Below are 15,186 nucleotides of genomic sequence, written 5' to 3'. Positions count from 1 at the left end.
TGCATCAAAGCACCCGCTCGCCTTCGCGCCAGACAGTACGCACAACCGGAATTGCACCTTTCGGGCGCACGCGAACCAGATCGGCACGCTTGCCGATAGCGATTTCGCCGCGATCATCCATCGCCATGGCATCAGCCGGGTTCTTGGTTACGAGGCGGACAGCCTGTGGCAGCGCAATTGGACGCTCGCCAGAAGCAAGGCCGAAAGCCGACTGAATGAGGCTGAACGGAATGTAATCCGAGGACAGAATGTCGAGGCTGCCATTATCGACGAGATCGCGTGCAGCGATGTTTCCGGAATGCGAGCAGCCGCGCACAATATTGGGCGCGCCCATCAGAATGGAAAGGCCTGCGCCTTTCGAGGCACTGGCTGCTTCCATCGTGGTCGGAAACTCGGCGATCCTCACACCATGGTCGATTGATTCATCGACATGCGCGCTGGTCGCATCATCATGGCTGGCCAGCACGATGCTGCGCGCCGCTGCCAGTTCGGCAATGGCGCGACGATGTTTGGCCGAATATGCATCCGAATCCGCCATACGCTTCTCACAATGCACCCGGAACTCCTCATCCGTGAGCTTCATCTTGCGCATGTAATAAGTGCGATACGTATTAAGATCAACGAATTGACGCTGTCCCGGTGCATGATCCATCAGCGAAGCGAGTTTAACCCGGTCATCGCCTGCAAAAAGCTCGAATGTTTCCAGGCAATCTGCTGAGGATACTTCGCAGCGCAGGTGCAGAAAGTGGTCAGCACGCAGGCGATTTTCTCGAACACCACTTTCGATGGCGTCCGCAAGCATCCGCATATCTTTACCCACGAATTCACGGTCATAATCGGAACCAACGCGCATCGCATCGAAAACTGTGGTGATGCCCGATGCTGCGACCTGCGCATCATGCGCCTGAACCGCTGCATCGACATTCCAGCGCACCTTTGGACGTGGCGCGTAATGGCTTTCCAGCTGATCGGTGTGCAGCTCGATGAGGCCGGGAATGACATAATCGCCATCCATGTCGTCGCCGACACTGGCATTGCCCTGATTGATGGCGGCAATTTTGCCATCACGGATCAGGATAGAACCGGAAACGATTTCATCGGCAAGCACGATCTGCGCATTTTTCAGAACGGTTTCATTCGCCATTGGACAGCTCTTTCATGACCGCATTCGCATTGGCGGCCGTTTCATATTTCGAGAGGAATGCTTCGATATCGAGCGCGCGGAAATCATCGAGCGCCTCACGCAGACGATCATGGCTCCAGTCCCACCAGGCCAGTCGATCCAGACGATTGCCGGTCGCAGCATCGAAGCGTTCACGAATGAGACGCGCCGGGACACCACCAACAATCGTATAGGGCGCCACGTCCCTGCTCACGACAGCTCCGGCACCGACAACGGCACCATTGCCAACCGTCACACCCGGCAAGATTGTGGAGCCATGGCCGAGCCATGTGTCGTGACCGATTTTCACGGCATTGCCGCGACGCCAATCAAAGAACTCCGTCTCATCCTTTTCTTCCGGCCAGTAATCACCGGCGCGATAGGTGAAATGATGCAACGTCGGACGCCATGTCGGATGATTGGTAGCGTTGATACGCACATGGCTGGCGATATTGGAAAACTTGCCGATCTCAGCACACCAGATTTCGCAATCGATACCGAGATAGGAATAATCGTCCAGCACAGTCTCCGAAACACGGCTGCGCGCGCCGATCTCGATATATCGGCCAAGCCTGCTACCGTTAACTTCAGCCGTTTCATGAACCAACGGTTCTACCGAGAGCTTGGTCATGCTGCTGCCCTCGGCGAGAAAGCGGTTACGTCGATAATGCGATCAGCAACCTGTTCACGCACATCTTCATCATGGAAAATCCCAAGCATTGCGACGCCCTGCGCCTTCTTGGCCTTGATGAGATCAACGACAACTACTCTGTTTCTGGCATCAAGCGAAGCGGTCGGCTCATCAAGCAGCAACACCGGATGATCCGTGATGAAACCGCGCGCAATATTCACGCGCTGCTGCTCACCGCCAGAGAAAGTTGCAGGTGGCAATACCCAGAGCCGTTCCGGCAGGTTGAGCTGCGCCAGCAACTCGATTGCACGATTGCGAGCAGTATCGCGATCAACACCACGAACCACCAATGGCTCCGCAACGATGTCGATTGCCGCCACGCGCGGCAATGTGCGCAGAAACTGGCTGACATAACCAATCGTAACACGCCGAACGGCCAGAACTTCGCGCGGATCGGCTGTTGCCAGATCCACCATGCGATCTTCGTGACGAATGAGGATAGAACCTGCATTTACGGCGTAATTGCCATAGACCATTTTGAGAATGGAGCTTTTACCGGCACCGGAAGGTCCGCCAAGCACGGCGCATTCGCCTGCTTTCAGATCGAAGTTCACGTCACTTACGACTGGCAACTCAATGCCACCCTGCAAATGCATCGTGAACGTCTTTGCCAGACCCGACACGGCCAGCGGAGAGGATGTTCTAACTTGTGTCATTTCTCACCTCACGCATGAAGTTTCGCTCATTTACGAACAACACGCTGCAACATCTGTTTTAATTTGCTAGACCTGCAAAATAGACGACACGAGAAGCTGCGTGTAAGGCGCTTGCGGGTCATCCAGAACGCGGTCGGTCAGGCCCTGTTCGACAATATGGCCGTCTTTCATGACCATGATGCGATGGGACAGAAGACGGGCCACTGCGAGATCGTGAGTCACGATGACAACCGAAAGGCCGAGATCGCTCACCAAACCGCGCAGCAGATCGAGAAGACGTGCCTGCACTGACACATCGAGACCGCCAGTCGGTTCATCCATGAAAACAAGGCGCGGCGCCGTGACGAGATTGCGCGCAATCTGCAGACGCTGACGCATGCCGCCGGAGAAAGCGCGGGGCTGGTCGTCGATGCGATCAGCAGCGATTTCGACACGTCCGAGCCATTCGGTTGCCGTGTTGCGAATATTGCCATAGTGGCGCTCGCCAACAGCCATCAGCCGTTCACCGACATTGGCACCCGCCGAAACACTCATGCGCAGACCATCCGAAGGATTCTGATGCACGAAGCCCCAGTCAGTACGCATCAGAAAGCGGCGTTCAGCCTCTCCGATCTTGTAAAGATCGCGGAACTCGCCATCACGCATGCAATATTCCACGCTGCCCGATGTCGGTTCCAGACGTGTCGCCAGACAGTTGAGCAAAGTCGTCTTGCCCGAACCGGATTCACCGACGATGGCCAGCACTTCGCCCGGCCACAGCGAGAAATCTATATCCGCACAACCGCGACGACTGCCATAAAACTTCGAGAGATTGCTGACTTTCAGAAGAGGTTCGACGCCCATTTCAATGCTCATTTCAGGGCTCCCTTGGCTGCGGTCTCATTGTTCGCTGCCAGATGACCAAAGTGGCCATTCGCCTGACGCTCTTCACAATAATCGGTGTCGGAGCAGACAAACATCGAGCCGCCCTGGTCATCAAGCACGACTTCGTCGAGATAGACGCTGCGTGCGCCACACAATGCGCAAGGCTGTTTGAATTTCTGCACCTCAAATGGATGATCCTCGAAATCGAGGCTCACGACATCCGTATAAGGCGGTACGGCATAGATGCGCTTTTCACGACCGGCCCCAAACAGCTGCAAAGCTGGCGACATATGCATCTTTGGATTGTCGAACTTTGGCGTCGGCGACGGTGCCATGACATAGCGCCCTTCGATCATCACCGGATAATCATAGGTCTTGGCGATATGGCCGTGGCGCGCGATATCTTCGTAAAGCTTCACATGCATGAGGCCATATTCGGCAAGCGCGTGCATCTTGCGCGTTTCGGTTTCACGCGGCTCCAGAAAACGCAACGGCTCAGGAATTGGCACCTGATAGACAATCACCTGCCCTTCAGTCAGCGGATATTCCGGAATGCGGTGACGTGTCTGGATGATAGTCGCCTCACCCGTATGGGTGGTTACGGCAACATCGGCAGTTTTCTGGAAGAATGCCCGGATGGAAACGGCGTTGGTCGTATCATCAGCGCCCTGATCGATAACTTTGAGCACATCATCCTGACCGAGAATTGCCGCCGTCACCTGCACGCCGCCTGTGCCCCAGCCATAAGGCATCGGCATTTCACGGCTTGCGAACGGAACCTGATAACCCGGAATAGCAATGGCTTTCAGGATAGCGCGGCGGATCATCCGCTTTGTTTGCTCGTCCAGATAGGCGAAATTGTAATTGGCTAGATCGCTCATTCTGCTGCTTCCTTGCCTGTGCCGATACTGGCTGCTGCTTCGGTTGCCAAAACTTCAGTCTCGTTGTTCGCTTTTTCATATTCCGCACGCATACGGCGGATAAGATCGAGCTCGGCCTGAAAGTCCACGTAATGGGGCAATTTCAGATGCTCGACGAAGCCCGTCGACTGCACATTATCGGAATGGGAAATGACGAATTCCTCGTCCTGCGCGGGTGCTGTCACATCCGCATCGAATTCGCGGACACGCAGCGCCCGGTCGCAAAGCGACATCGACATGGCTTTGCGCTCGCTTTGTCCGAACACCAGACCATAGCCACGAGTGAACTGTGGTGCCTGCTTGGACGAGCCTTTGAACTGGCTCACCATCTGGCATTCGGTCAGCTGAACACGGCCAAGCGAAACGGCAAAGCCGAGCTCAGGCACATCGAACTCAACCTCCACCTCGCCAATGCGGATTTCACCGACAAATGGATGCGTGTTGCCATAACCGCGTTGCGTGGAATAACCCAGCGCCAGCAGGAAGCCTTCATCACCGCGCGCCAAAGCTTGCAAGCGCAGATCGCGCGGCATCGGGAACGTCCACGGTTCGCGGGTAAGATCGCCCGGCTCATGCCCTTCCGGCATTGCACCATCTTCTTCGATCATCCCGTTGACGCCGAGAATATCGGTCACGCGTGGCGTTTCTTCAGGTTCAGTCGCACGCACTTCCGGTTCGGGAACACTGACATCACCCGCCAGCTCCGGATCAAGCAGACGATGCGTGTAGTCAAATGTCGGTCCCAACAACTGCCCGCCAGGCAGGTCTTTATAGGTGGCCGAAATGCGGCGTTCGATCAGCATATTCGCGGTCTCAAGTGGCAGCGAATAGCCAAAACGCGGCAGGGTTGTTCGGTAGGCACGAACCAGAAAGATTGCCTCAATCAGATCGCCACGCGACTGACGCACGGCAAGTGCTGCGAGTTCGCGGTCATAAAGCGAACCTTCGGCCATGACGCGGTCAACGGCGAGACCCAGCTGTTCGGCAATCTGGTCAAGACGCAACGCCGGAACCGAGCGGTCACCACGACGACGATCATCAAGCAGACGGTGGGCATTGCGGATGGCGGTTTCACCGCCCTTTACAGCAACATACATGGATTAGCCCTCAATCTTTTCGACAGCATGATCTTTTCCGAAAACCGGTTCCCACTTTTCGGGATCATGCTCCAAACTTGCTATACGCGTGGTGCGGGGAAGCGCTGCGACTTTGCCGTCAGCGACGAGCACCAGATCGATACCCAGCGGAAACACCGAGCCATTTTCACGCCATTGCGCAGCAAAATCCTGCGGCAAACCATCAACGGTCAGCACAGTTTCATCCTTGATGCCCGGGCCTTTGAGGCTGAAACCCTGCCCGCTCGTCAAAGACGAAACGGCTAGAACAACAGTCGTCGAACGATCCGGAAATTCAGGGTCTCCCTGCGCGAAGGAAGAAAGCGCCGGCAACGATTGCGCATCCGTTACAAGTGCGAACTGCGCTTTCGACTGATCGCCGACGATTGGTGCACCGGTATGGAATGTCAGCCATGCCGTTGCGTCCTGATTGGCTGCAATTTCAGCATCGACCCAGACGCTTGCGTCGTGATCAAGAAGCGTTGCTGCAATCAGGCCAATCTCAGGCGTGAGCGGCTTTGAGGGCGCAGCCGCACTAGGCAGCGAATGGATACGACCAGGATTGGCCATTGCGTGCATAACTGCATGAAACGCTGACTGCGCTTCATTGACTGGATCAACCAGTCCGCCTTCAAATGCAGAAGAAGAATGGAGCATCAGTTGTCTCCCCGAACCATTGTGAAGAAATCGACTTTCGTGGCAGCTGTCTCATTGCGCCGTTTTGCATCCGCAGTATCGACACGACCACGCAATGCATTGAGCACGCTGCTTTCAATCGCATCGCGGGTGGCTTCATCGAGCCAAAGCGCATCAAACAATGCAGCCAACTTCGCCTTTTCCTGATCACGTCCCAGCGCATAAGAATGCCCAACCGAGCCGTTCGCCAGACGAACAGTTGCGCGGGTGACGGTTGCCTCGCCAACATTGAACGGGGCACCGCCACCGCCCATACGACCGCGCATCATGACCAGTCCGGTTTCCGGACCACGCAACACTTCAAATTCAGGCTTGTCTGCCCAGTTCTGCCAGAAGGTTGCCAATTCTTCGCCGCTTGCGCGAGCGAGAAGCGCCATACTGGCCTGACGTGCTGCCTGCGTTGCATCCGGTGCCAAATTGCTTTTAGCGGTGGTGCAGCCTCCACTTTCAACTGTGCTGTGCTGCGTAGTATGGCCCGTCGTGTTCATGAGCTTATCCGCCCTATTTAAACCGGTTGACTTGATCATCTTACTTGTCTATTTATATAGACAACTATACAATACCATAATGAATACACCCTGCCAATGACACGGCGATGACAATTGATGACAAAGGCGTCGATGAAAAAGAGCGGACGGATTGAGAGAAACAGCGGTGTGGCTATCTGGCGGCAGATTGCCGATGAGATACGCGGCGACATCATGGCCGGGAAACTTGCAACAGGCACGCGCATGCCGGCCGAAATGGAGCTGGCAGAACGATTTGGCGTCAATCGCCATACGGTGCGCAGCGCAATTGCGGCTCTTACGCAGGAAGGTGTCCTGCGCGCGGAACAGGGGCGCGGCACTTTTGTCGCCAATGCAAAACGTCTCACCTACCAGATCGGGCGACGCACGCGTATTTCGCAAGCACTCGCACTACAAGTGAGCGAGACAAAGGGCCTCTTGCTTAGCTCTTCTCTGGAGACTGCGACTATCGATATCGCTCAGGCGCTGGAAATAGATATTGGTTCAGAAGCGTTACGGCTTGAGACCATGCACAGCGCCGACGGACACCCGATCTCGATTGCCACCCACTGGGTAATTTCAAAGGCTTTCCCGACTTTCACCGAAGATTATACGAAGAGCGGTTCGATCACTTCCGCATTCAAAGCGGCAGGCGTCAGTGATTATTTCAGAAAATCAACAGTGATATCGGCACGCCATGCCGATCCTGACGATCTCAAGCACCTCAAACTGTCTCCCGGTGCAATCGTTCTGACCGCGCGCGCCATCAATATCGATACCGGGGGAAAACCTATTCAATATTCTCTCACGCGATTTTCTGCGGACAGAATGGAATTCGTGATCGATACCAATTCAGAACAGTGATCCAGTAAACTTTCCGTTCAAATGTAGAGGATCAATTGAGGGCAGATTTAATTTACCCTAGAATAATGTCTGCCCGGTCGGAAGAGCGCTCAGGCGGTGGGCATTTGGTAATTGGAATAGCTCCGCTTATCCAGCAAACAATTCAGTGCAAAACAATACATAAATTTTGCTCATCAGCTTGGCATCGAGGGTTGTGATGTCCTCGCCTCCAGGTAAATTACATGGGTATCTGAAGGAGTGTATCGGAATGCTGGAAAATGCGCTGTTGTATGATGCACATGGTCAGCCACTTCTGCGTGGAAAGCTAAACTCTTCGCGTGAGTGGTCTGAAGTCAGCGCTTTTTGCAATGCCGTTTACATGCCGCTCGTAGCACGCCCCCTTGTTAAGGGAACCGACCCTGATGCCACGCTAAGGACCCTTTCCATCGGCCGTATAATCTTCAGCCGCTTCTGCTTCGGCGTGCCGACAAAGGCAGACGATTTCGACCCGTCCTCCGGCAATATCATCGTCGTCAACACGATGCGAGGAAGCGTTCGCCACCCGCTCGCCGATGGCGTGAGCATTGATACACAGTCAGGGGACAGCTATGTGGTCGATTGCAGCCGAATAGACTATTGGAACGTCGCCGATGGCGATGATCTGCAATTCAATCTCACCATTCCACACAGCTTGATGGAAGAAACAGCACAGCGATGGTATGGTTTCGTGCCGGAGGATGACCTGTGGAAGAAGCGCCTCGTCTTCAGTCAAGGGAATTCAGCATGGCTGTCTCTGGTCGAGTATGCGGCGCGTTCAGTTGATGCGCGTATTGACCGCATCGTGAGCCCACTGATCGAAAAGCGTATCGAGGAAACCCTCTGCCTGGAATTGCTTCGCGGCTGGGCATTAAGCTCCGGCCTTCACCTCGAGACGGGCGCGCGCAATGCCGCTCCGAAATATGTCCGCGAAGCCGAACGGCTGATGGAAGAGCGCGCGCATGAAGGCCCCTCAGTCGCTGAGATCGCGGAAGCGATAGGCATTTCCACTCGCAGTCTTTCCGATGCTTTCCGTCGCTTTCGAGGCATCACTCCCCACGATTATCTGTCGGCAAAACGTCTCGATGGTCTACGCAAAGCGCTGGAGCAGGCTTCTCCCGGGGAAACAATATCTTCTATTGGTCATGCGCGTGGTTATTTCAACCTTACCGCAATGGCCAACAGTTACCGCAAGCGTTTTGGTGAAAGCCCTTCCCAGACGCTGCGCACTCGCACTTAAACAATAAAAGATACAGCCCACACCAGACTGCGCCGTCATTTCCCGACACGTCATGTGACGTGATGTATTCGTCTTATCCTAATTTGGCTATTGCCTCCGTTTTGGACTGTCAACTTCCGAAATGGAGTAGAGATTGGACTGCACTGGCTGTCACGACTTGGCTAAAATGGCTTGGGGTGTTTGTTCACCTCCACCATCCGGACAGGAGGTCGGTTTGTGTGATCTTTGTAATATTATGCTCAAGGGAATATCCCAAAGGGAGGGCCTCATGAAAGCGCTCGTCTATTACGGACCGGGTAAAAAAGACTGGGTCGATAAACCCAGACCGGTTCTACAGGAGCCGACTGACGTGATCGTGAAAATCACGAAGACGACTATATGTGGAAGCGACCTTCATATTCTGAAGGGCGACGTGCCAGCGGTTGTCGAAGGGCGTACGCTCGGGCATGAAGGCGTCGGTGTAGTCGAGGATGTTGGCAGCGCTGTGCGCAACTTTAAGAAGGGTGATCAGGTCCTGATTTCCTGCATCACATCCTGCGGTTCTTGCGCAAATTGCAAACGGCAGCTCTATTCCCATTGTGACGACGGCGGCTGGCAGCTCGGCCATACCATTGATGGTACGCAGGCAGAATATGTCCGCATCCGCCACGGTGACAACTCTCTGTATCATATTCCAGTTGGCGCGGACGAAGAAGCACTTGTTATGCTTTCCGACATCCTTCCGACCGGATTAGAAATAGGTGTGCATGCAGGTGGTGTGAAACCCGGAGATACGGTCGCCATTGTCGGCGCAGGACCGGTTGGCATGTCAGCGCTGTTGACGGCACAGTTCTATTCACCAGGAAAAATCCTGATGATCGACATGGATCCCGCTCGTCTGGCGCTTGCCCGGCAGTTTGGTGCTACCGATACGGTTCAGGTTGGTGCGGAAGATGCCGCCGCTCAGGTCATGGCAATAACCAATGGATGCGGTGTTGACGTGGCAATCGAGGCAGTTGGCGTGCCTGCCACATTCGACATATGCCAAAAGATCGTCGCGCCGGGTGGCAAGATTGCCAATGTCGGCGTCCATGGCAAGCCGGTAGAACTTCACATTGAAGAACTCTGGATCAAGAACATCAGCATCTCCATGGGGTTGGTGAATACCAACACCACACCTTTGCTGCTCAAGACGGTGGAAGCCGGAAAATTTGATCCGAGCAAGCTGATCACTCATCGCTTCGGCCTTAACGAAATCCTCGACGCCTATGAGGTCTTTGGCAATGCAGCCCGCGAAAAGGCCATGAAGGTCATTCTCGCGGCCTGACGGATTGCCCTGTCGAACAAAACGGTCGCTCACGCTGAACTGGGACGTGGGCGACCATTTAGAGCGAAATTCGCTCTATCTATTCGTTTTAACATTTATTTTTGTCCAAAAACCGTCCCCGACTTTTCCGGAGGCTGTGTCGCAAAATTTTCACTTCTGCTGAGCTATGTGAGCGTCAGTGCGCATAATTGAGTGAGGCGAATGCGAATGACGGTGGCTTTCAAGGGTACCCATTTTCCCAAAAATATCATCCTGCATGCAGTCTTCTTTTACGTGCGCTACCGGGTTTCCTATCGTGACCTTCAGGAAATTCTGGCTGAGCGCGGCATTGCTGTGGACCATGCGACCTTGAACCGATGGGTTGTTCGGTACTCGCCGCTGATCGCTGCCCAGGCACAATTGCACAAGGGACCCACGGCCCGTTCCTGGCGTGTTGACGAGACCTATATCAAGGTTCGTGGTCAATGGACCTATCTGTACCGAGCCGTTGACCGAGAGGGCCAAACACTTGATTTCATGTTCTCTGAACACCGGAATCTCGGTGCAGCACGGCCTTTCTTTAAAAAAGCCATTACAAGTAATGGTGTTCCGCACAAGATCGTTATCGACAAAAGCGGAGCTAATTTGGCTGGTGTGCAGGCAGTAAACAATATCCTGAAGATCACCGGTCACAGCAAGATGATTGAAATCCTGCAGGTCAAATATCTGAACAACATTCTTGAACAAGATCATCGGTTCATCAAACGGATCACCAAACCGATGATGGGCTTCAAGGCGTTTCATTCAGCCGCAGCGACAATCGCGGGCATAGAAGTGGCGCATATGATCCGTAAGAAGCAGTTCGAAAATGACAACCGCTCGCCATTTGAAGTCTTTGCGGAGCTGGCAGCATAATTGCGTCTGAAGTTCAAGCCGCTTTTAACATCATGATAAATTTGCGACATAACCTCTGAGGATACATGTGTTGCAGGCGCGTCTGGCGAAACAGTTTAGCCACAGATGGATTGCGTGCGACGACGATACCAAAGCTATAGGGCAGCCCCCGTAGAGATGATGCCACGTGAGCGGCCAGTGGCTTGCCATTGAAGAAGGAAAGAAGTTTATCGGCCGCTCCAAACCGGCGCGATTTACCTGCTGCTAAAACGATGACAGCGATTTTTGGCGTTCCACTCATTTAATTTCGTTTGCAAGTATTTGCGGTGCTGTAGAATCTTTTACGTTCTGCAATATGTGTGCCAGCACAGACACGCCAAGCGTATATGGATCACGCGTCGAGGGAATAAGTCCCAATGGAAATTTCAGCTTATCAATGCCTGCAACGGGGCAACCATTGTTGACCAGCTCCTGACAACGTGTTGCATGGGCTCTTCTGCTGCCTTGAGCCCCGACAAAGAAGGCATGACTGTTCAGTGCTTCTGTCAGAATAGAAGGTTCACGGTTATGGTCATGAAAAAAAGTCACAACAGCCGTTCGTTCGTCGATTACAACGCCCTCTGGCCAATCATCTTTAACAAGTGGATTTGCCCAAGAAAAATGCGTTAGAACGTCTGGATCGGGGGAAAACAATTCAACCCTGCAACCGGCAGCAACCGCCAGCTCGGTAAAACAAATGACCTCCATTCCGGTGCCGAAGACCAGAACCCGGATTTGAGGCAAAATTGTCAAGTGTAAACCCATGCCGGTCGGGTTGAGAGACAATGTTCCATCCTCACCCAGAGTGAGGACGGCTGACTCTCGAGCTTTCAGCTTTTCTGCGAGAGCGTTCAGAACCATCTTATCAGGGTAGGGAAAAATCTGTATATCGAGCGCACCGCCGCATGGAAGAGGCAAATCCCAATAAGGTGAACCACGGCCATAACGCACTTGCATGGAATTGCCAGTTTCCATCGCTGACTTAGCATTCAGTGCTACATTCTTATCAATGCAACCCGAAGAGAGATTGCCCCAGCTCCGGCCTGATGCATCAACAATCATTGCGGCACCGCAACGACGATAGGAAGGACCTTCGACTCCCACGATCACTGCGAGTGCGCATTTTCCCGCAGACAAGGCGGGCATCAATGGAAAATCATTCTCATTGATCGACGCCGCGCGCACGGTGATCTTCGCACCCTCGAAGTCTGCCTGTTCTGTCGGTTTCATACGGGTTCACTATAGATTTCAAAAGGCATTAATGCTTTTACTCTCCCAAAGCTTGCTTCATCTTATCGGGTGTCATCGGCAAACGATAAAAGCGTTTGCCTGTCGCATGAGTAATCGCATTTCCTGTCGCAGCCACAATCGGGATCATCACCACTTCTGCCAGTCCCTTTGGTGGGGAGCTTTCGGATAGCGGATCAAGATATTCAGCGGTCTGGGTCCACACGGCTACGTCCTTCGCCCGCGGTAGCGTGTAACGATTGAAATTCCATGTGCCATTACCCGGCCCGTCCTCATAAAGCGGAAGTTCCTCCATAAGAGCATGGCCAATTCCCATGGCAACACCGCCTTGTTGCTGGCCGGAGACTAGCTCCTCGACGATGATAGTTCCCGGATCAAGTATGCTGTGGTGCTTCATGATCTCGACTTCACCCGTGAATGTATTGACGTTAAGCTCAACAATACAGGCCGCAGGCGTATAGGTTGTGACGCCGGCATTATTGCGCTGCACCGGCGGAAAGTTCACACTGCTGCGTTTGATGAAATCATAGCCACCTGTTGTCATGCGGCTTTTCAATTCTTGAGAAGCACCATCGCCATAACGAACAGCAAGAAGATCAACCGGAAGATCGCGCATACCGATTCCGGGTATATCGAATTTTGCAGTTGCCCATTCCCAGCGGCTGAAACAATGAATGGAGGCGCCCGTTACCAATCCCATTTCATGGGCTTTGCGCGCGAGGCGCTCAAAAGACAGCGTTTCCATTCCACCGCCGCCTATACCACCTGCAACCACCCGCAGATCACTTAACGAGACAACGCCGCTGGCAATCTGTCCGCCTGACGGGCCTTCACTCCAGATAGCTTTTGCGGCTGGCCAAAGCGTGTTTTCCAAAAGGAAACGAGCTGCTTGTTGTGTTCCGAAACCCAGAAAATAGGCACTGTTGGATGCGCTCATCGGCGGCAGTGCATTAGGCACCCAAAATGGATCTTTCTGCAACTCGTCCTGTTGTTGCTGCGTGGTCGTATAGGGCGACCAGTTGCTGACCATTGGCAATTCAGGAAATTCAGTCACACCAAATTCCACGACGTCCGGCACTTTGCCAAGCAGATTTCTGACCATCACCTGTTGTGCTGTTGTTGCACCTGTGCCGATTTCCTGTACGCAATGGCGCATGGTCAGTTTGCCGTCTGCATCAAAATCGAGCGAGAGAGCGGTGGTATCCGCGCCGGTCCCGTAGTCTTTTTGAACCTGCGCAACGCCAATACCATAAAGACGGCCGGGATTTGCTTTTTCAAAGTCAGCTTTTGCTTTTTCTCTGTTGAGCCATAGCGGGCTTTTCGCCACCCGTTCCAGCATTTCGATATTGCGTAAGTCGCCCAAGGGCTGCGCGCCCTGCGTATTTTCATCGCCCGCCCGCATGGCATTGCGAAGACGCAGCTCTATCGGATCAAGCCCCAACTCCGCAGCGATTTCATCAACCATCAGCTCGGTGATGCTCATCACCTGAATAGTGCCGTAACCGCGCATCGAGCCCGCTTCAACGGCAGGCGTTGCAAGCGCTATTGATGTGAGATCAGACTTGGGAAAATAATAGATAGACTGGGCGGCTGTCGCCGCGACCTGGGCAACGGAGAAAGAAAAATTAGCGCGCCCACCGCCGTTACAATTGTAAAAGCCTTTCATAATCTCGAATTTGCCGGTCTTGCGATCAGTAACGATGCAAACGTCCATCTGAATGGAATGTCGCTTCAATCCCAACTGAAACTGCTCGTAGCGGTCATTGGCAAGACGTACTGGCAGCCCGTCGCCATAAAAACACGCTGCAATCGCATAAAACGGAAAGATCGAATGATCTTTTGATCCATAACCAACCGTTGTTCCGGTCAAGAGTTTGATTGTCTCGACCGGAAAGCGCTTGTTATTCTTGACCATCACGGCGGCAACACGTGCAACCTCGTAGGGTGATTGTGCAGCAACGATCAGATGGAGCGTTTTTGACTGTGCATCATACCATGCATTGCCATTGTCCGGCTCCATCGCGCTCGGATCAATCGATTGCGAAAAGCCTTTGCGCTCCAGCACGAACTTGCTTTCGTCCTTGCGTGCATCTTCAATTGCTTTGGCAATATCGTCAGCCGCATTCATGCCACGCCGCATGGGCTCATAGGTTTCGCGCGCGACTTCTATAGGGTCACGCACACCTCCGCCACCCCGATGCCTGGTCAGCACAGATGCCGGAACGAACACACCGGTCGGAGTTTCAGGCGGCCATGTGGGTGTATCACCGTCGAAACCACCCCATATAACTGCATCCTGAATCGGTGAATAAACGGATGATGCGGAAGGTGTTTCGCCGCCAATACGTACATAGCGTGCCGCACCGTAATTGGCAGGTGGTTTAGGGCCTGTTTCCGCACCATACTTCACGATACCCGTTTCAAAACGCAGAAGACGCTTGGCTGCATCAAAGCGATCGAAGTCCTGATAAACAAGCAAGGCCACTGGATGCCCCAGAAGTGGCGCTGTCTGGCCTTTCGGCACTAAAATGTTTTTACCGTAGAATTCGCTGGCCAGCCCTTCGGCTTGTGGCGCCATTAAACCGTCCGCTTCAAAATCCTCATGCAGAACCAGACGGTCAGGCTGAAGGTCGTCACCTAAGATACCGAGATCAACACCTTCAAATGTCCGTTTTGCATCCGTGGCTTTGATAAAAAATGCGTGTGCCTGTTGTTTTGGCCATCCTTCAAGATCGCGGGCCCGATAATCACGGGAAAACGTTTTTTCGCCGGTCACTTTGCGAATGGCGTCCCATCGATAACGGGCATGACCATCCGGTCCGATCCAGTCGGACGGACTTTGTCCAGACTGAACTTCCAGAGCATGAGCCGCTGGTAGCTTCCCAAGCATCACGGTAATGCCAGCGATTGTGCCCAGCTTGATAAAATTGCGACGTGAAATATTCGAACTCATCATTCCCCCCTGGGGTTGATCCGATTACGTCTAAAAAA

15 protein-coding genes are annotated in these 15,186 nt (G+C 53.6%); 4 read left to right on the top strand and 11 right to left on the bottom strand.

Annotation, left to right across the window (positions count from 1 at the left end; all coding sequences use genetic code 11):
- Window positions 1–4: 4 nt before the first annotated feature.
- The 8 genes from H5024_RS19455 to phnG all read right to left on the bottom strand — a co-directional run bounded on the left by H5024_RS19455 (window position 5) and on the right by phnG (window position 6,592).
- Entirely contained in the window at window positions 5–1,144 is a 1,140-nt protein-coding gene (locus H5024_RS19455) for an alpha-D-ribose 1-methylphosphonate 5-triphosphate diphosphatase (RefSeq protein WP_187548860.1), read from the bottom strand.
- A complete protein-coding gene (locus H5024_RS19450; RefSeq protein ID WP_187548859.1) occupies window positions 1,134–1,793 on the bottom strand; it encodes a DapH/DapD/GlmU-related protein in 660 nt (219 codons plus the stop codon). The genes H5024_RS19455 and H5024_RS19450 overlap by 11 nt, the downstream gene beginning before the upstream one ends.
- The gene (gene phnL, locus H5024_RS19445) at window positions 1,790–2,509 is read right to left on the bottom strand and encodes a phosphonate C-P lyase system protein PhnL (protein WP_187548858.1); all 720 of its coding nucleotides are present in this window, start codon (window positions 2,507–2,509) and stop codon (window positions 1,790–1,792) included. Before phnL ends, H5024_RS19450 begins: the two co-directional genes overlap by 4 nt.
- A 66-nt stretch (window positions 2,510–2,575) precedes the next feature.
- Window positions 2,576–3,352, bottom strand: coding sequence for a phosphonate C-P lyase system protein PhnK (phnK, locus tag H5024_RS19440; RefSeq protein ID WP_187549123.1), 777 nt, complete (start codon window positions 3,350–3,352; stop codon window positions 2,576–2,578).
- Between the two features lie 8 nt (window positions 3,353–3,360).
- Entirely contained in the window at window positions 3,361–4,254 is an 894-nt protein-coding gene (locus tag H5024_RS19435; protein ID WP_187548857.1) for an alpha-D-ribose 1-methylphosphonate 5-phosphate C-P-lyase PhnJ, read from the bottom strand.
- Window positions 4,251–5,390 carry a carbon-phosphorus lyase complex subunit PhnI gene (locus tag H5024_RS19430; RefSeq protein ID WP_187548856.1) on the bottom strand — a complete coding sequence of 380 codons (1,140 nt, stop codon included), beginning with the start codon at window positions 5,388–5,390 and terminating at the stop codon, window positions 4,251–4,253. The genes H5024_RS19435 and H5024_RS19430 overlap by 4 nt, the downstream gene beginning before the upstream one ends.
- Before the next feature lie 3 nt (window positions 5,391–5,393).
- The gene (gene phnH, locus H5024_RS19425; protein ID WP_187548855.1) at window positions 5,394–6,065 is read right to left on the bottom strand and encodes a phosphonate C-P lyase system protein PhnH; all 672 of its coding nucleotides are present in this window, start codon (window positions 6,063–6,065) and stop codon (window positions 5,394–5,396) included.
- A complete protein-coding gene (phnG, locus tag H5024_RS19420) occupies window positions 6,065–6,592 on the bottom strand; it encodes a phosphonate C-P lyase system protein PhnG (RefSeq protein ID WP_187548854.1) in 528 nt (175 codons plus the stop codon). The genes phnH and phnG overlap by 1 nt, the downstream gene beginning before the upstream one ends.
- A 132-nt stretch (window positions 6,593–6,724) precedes the next feature.
- On the opposite strand from phnG, the gene phnF reads away from it, so the two are divergent.
- From phnF to H5024_RS19400, 4 genes are all read left to right on the top strand, one after another.
- Window positions 6,725–7,474 carry a phosphonate metabolism transcriptional regulator PhnF gene (gene phnF / locus H5024_RS19415; protein WP_187549122.1) on the top strand — a complete coding sequence of 250 codons (750 nt, stop codon included), beginning with the start codon at window positions 6,725–6,727 and terminating at the stop codon, window positions 7,472–7,474.
- Window positions 7,475–7,721: 247 nt separating this feature from the next.
- A complete protein-coding gene (locus tag H5024_RS19410) occupies window positions 7,722–8,729 on the top strand; it encodes a helix-turn-helix domain-containing protein (protein WP_187548853.1) in 1,008 nt (335 codons plus the stop codon).
- A gap of 268 nt (window positions 8,730–8,997) precedes the next feature.
- On the top strand, window positions 8,998–10,035 hold the full coding sequence (locus H5024_RS19405) for a zinc-dependent alcohol dehydrogenase family protein (protein ID WP_187548852.1): 1,038 nt from the start codon (window positions 8,998–9,000) through the stop codon (window positions 10,033–10,035).
- A gap of 207 nt (window positions 10,036–10,242) precedes the next feature.
- Entirely contained in the window at window positions 10,243–10,929 is a 687-nt protein-coding gene (locus H5024_RS19400; protein ID WP_187548851.1) for an IS6 family transposase, read from the top strand.
- A 13-nt stretch (window positions 10,930–10,942) separates the two neighbouring features.
- Here H5024_RS19400 and H5024_RS19395 read toward each other — a convergent pair whose 3' ends face one another.
- Genes H5024_RS19395 through H5024_RS19385 form a run of 3 tightly spaced genes read right to left on the bottom strand, consistent with a single transcriptional unit; the run spans window position 10,943 to window position 15,151 of the window.
- Window positions 10,943–11,209, bottom strand: coding sequence for an NTP transferase domain-containing protein (locus H5024_RS19395; RefSeq protein WP_187548850.1), 267 nt, complete (start codon window positions 11,207–11,209; stop codon window positions 10,943–10,945).
- Window positions 11,206–12,177 carry an XdhC family protein gene (locus H5024_RS19390; protein WP_187548849.1) on the bottom strand — a complete coding sequence of 324 codons (972 nt, stop codon included), beginning with the start codon at window positions 12,175–12,177 and terminating at the stop codon, window positions 11,206–11,208. The genes H5024_RS19395 and H5024_RS19390 overlap by 4 nt, the downstream gene beginning before the upstream one ends.
- Before the next feature lie 37 nt (window positions 12,178–12,214).
- A complete protein-coding gene (locus H5024_RS19385; RefSeq protein ID WP_247875397.1) occupies window positions 12,215–15,151 on the bottom strand; it encodes a molybdopterin cofactor-binding domain-containing protein in 2,937 nt (978 codons plus the stop codon).
- Window positions 15,152–15,186: the final 35 nt, after the last annotated feature.

Source organism: Ochrobactrum sp. Marseille-Q0166, from assembly GCF_014397025.1.
Taxonomy (GTDB): domain Bacteria; phylum Pseudomonadota; class Alphaproteobacteria; order Rhizobiales; family Rhizobiaceae; genus Brucella.
Note: the sequence above shows the minus strand (reverse complement) of the source record. Positions and strands in the feature narration are given on the sequence as shown.

Coding starts and splice junctions, on each gene's coding strand:
- phnK (WP_187549123.1), bottom strand. CDS start 3,352: ATGGGCGTCGAACCTCTTCTGAAAGTCAGCAATCTCTCGAAGTTTTAT.
- phnH (WP_187548855.1), bottom strand. CDS start 6,065: ATGCTCCATTCTTCTTCTGCATTTGAAGGCGGACTGGTTGATCCAGTC.
- H5024_RS19400 (WP_187548851.1), top strand. CDS start 10,243: ATGACGGTGGCTTTCAAGGGTACCCATTTTCCCAAAAATATCATCCTG.
- H5024_RS19395 (WP_187548850.1), bottom strand. CDS start 11,209: ATGAGTGGAACGCCAAAAATCGCTGTCATCGTTTTAGCAGCAGGTAAA.
- phnG (WP_187548854.1), bottom strand. CDS start 6,592: ATGAACACGACGGGCCATACTACGCAGCACAGCACAGTTGAAAGTGGA.
- H5024_RS19390 (WP_187548849.1), bottom strand. CDS start 12,177: ATGAAACCGACAGAACAGGCAGACTTCGAGGGTGCGAAGATCACCGTG.
- H5024_RS19450 (WP_187548859.1), bottom strand. CDS start 1,793: ATGACCAAGCTCTCGGTAGAACCGTTGGTTCATGAAACGGCTGAAGTT.
- H5024_RS19430 (WP_187548856.1), bottom strand. CDS start 5,390: ATGTATGTTGCTGTAAAGGGCGGTGAAACCGCCATCCGCAATGCCCAC.
- phnF (WP_187549122.1), top strand. CDS start 6,725: ATGAAAAAGAGCGGACGGATTGAGAGAAACAGCGGTGTGGCTATCTGG.
- H5024_RS19385 (WP_247875397.1), bottom strand. CDS start 15,151: ATGATGAGTTCGAATATTTCACGTCGCAATTTTATCAAGCTGGGCACA.
- H5024_RS19405 (WP_187548852.1), top strand. CDS start 8,998: ATGAAAGCGCTCGTCTATTACGGACCGGGTAAAAAAGACTGGGTCGAT.
- H5024_RS19455 (WP_187548860.1), bottom strand. CDS start 1,144: ATGGCGAATGAAACCGTTCTGAAAAATGCGCAGATCGTGCTTGCCGAT.
- H5024_RS19435 (WP_187548857.1), bottom strand. CDS start 4,254: ATGAGCGATCTAGCCAATTACAATTTCGCCTATCTGGACGAGCAAACA.
- phnL (WP_187548858.1), bottom strand. CDS start 2,509: ATGACACAAGTTAGAACATCCTCTCCGCTGGCCGTGTCGGGTCTGGCA.
- H5024_RS19410 (WP_187548853.1), top strand. CDS start 7,722: ATGCTGGAAAATGCGCTGTTGTATGATGCACATGGTCAGCCACTTCTG.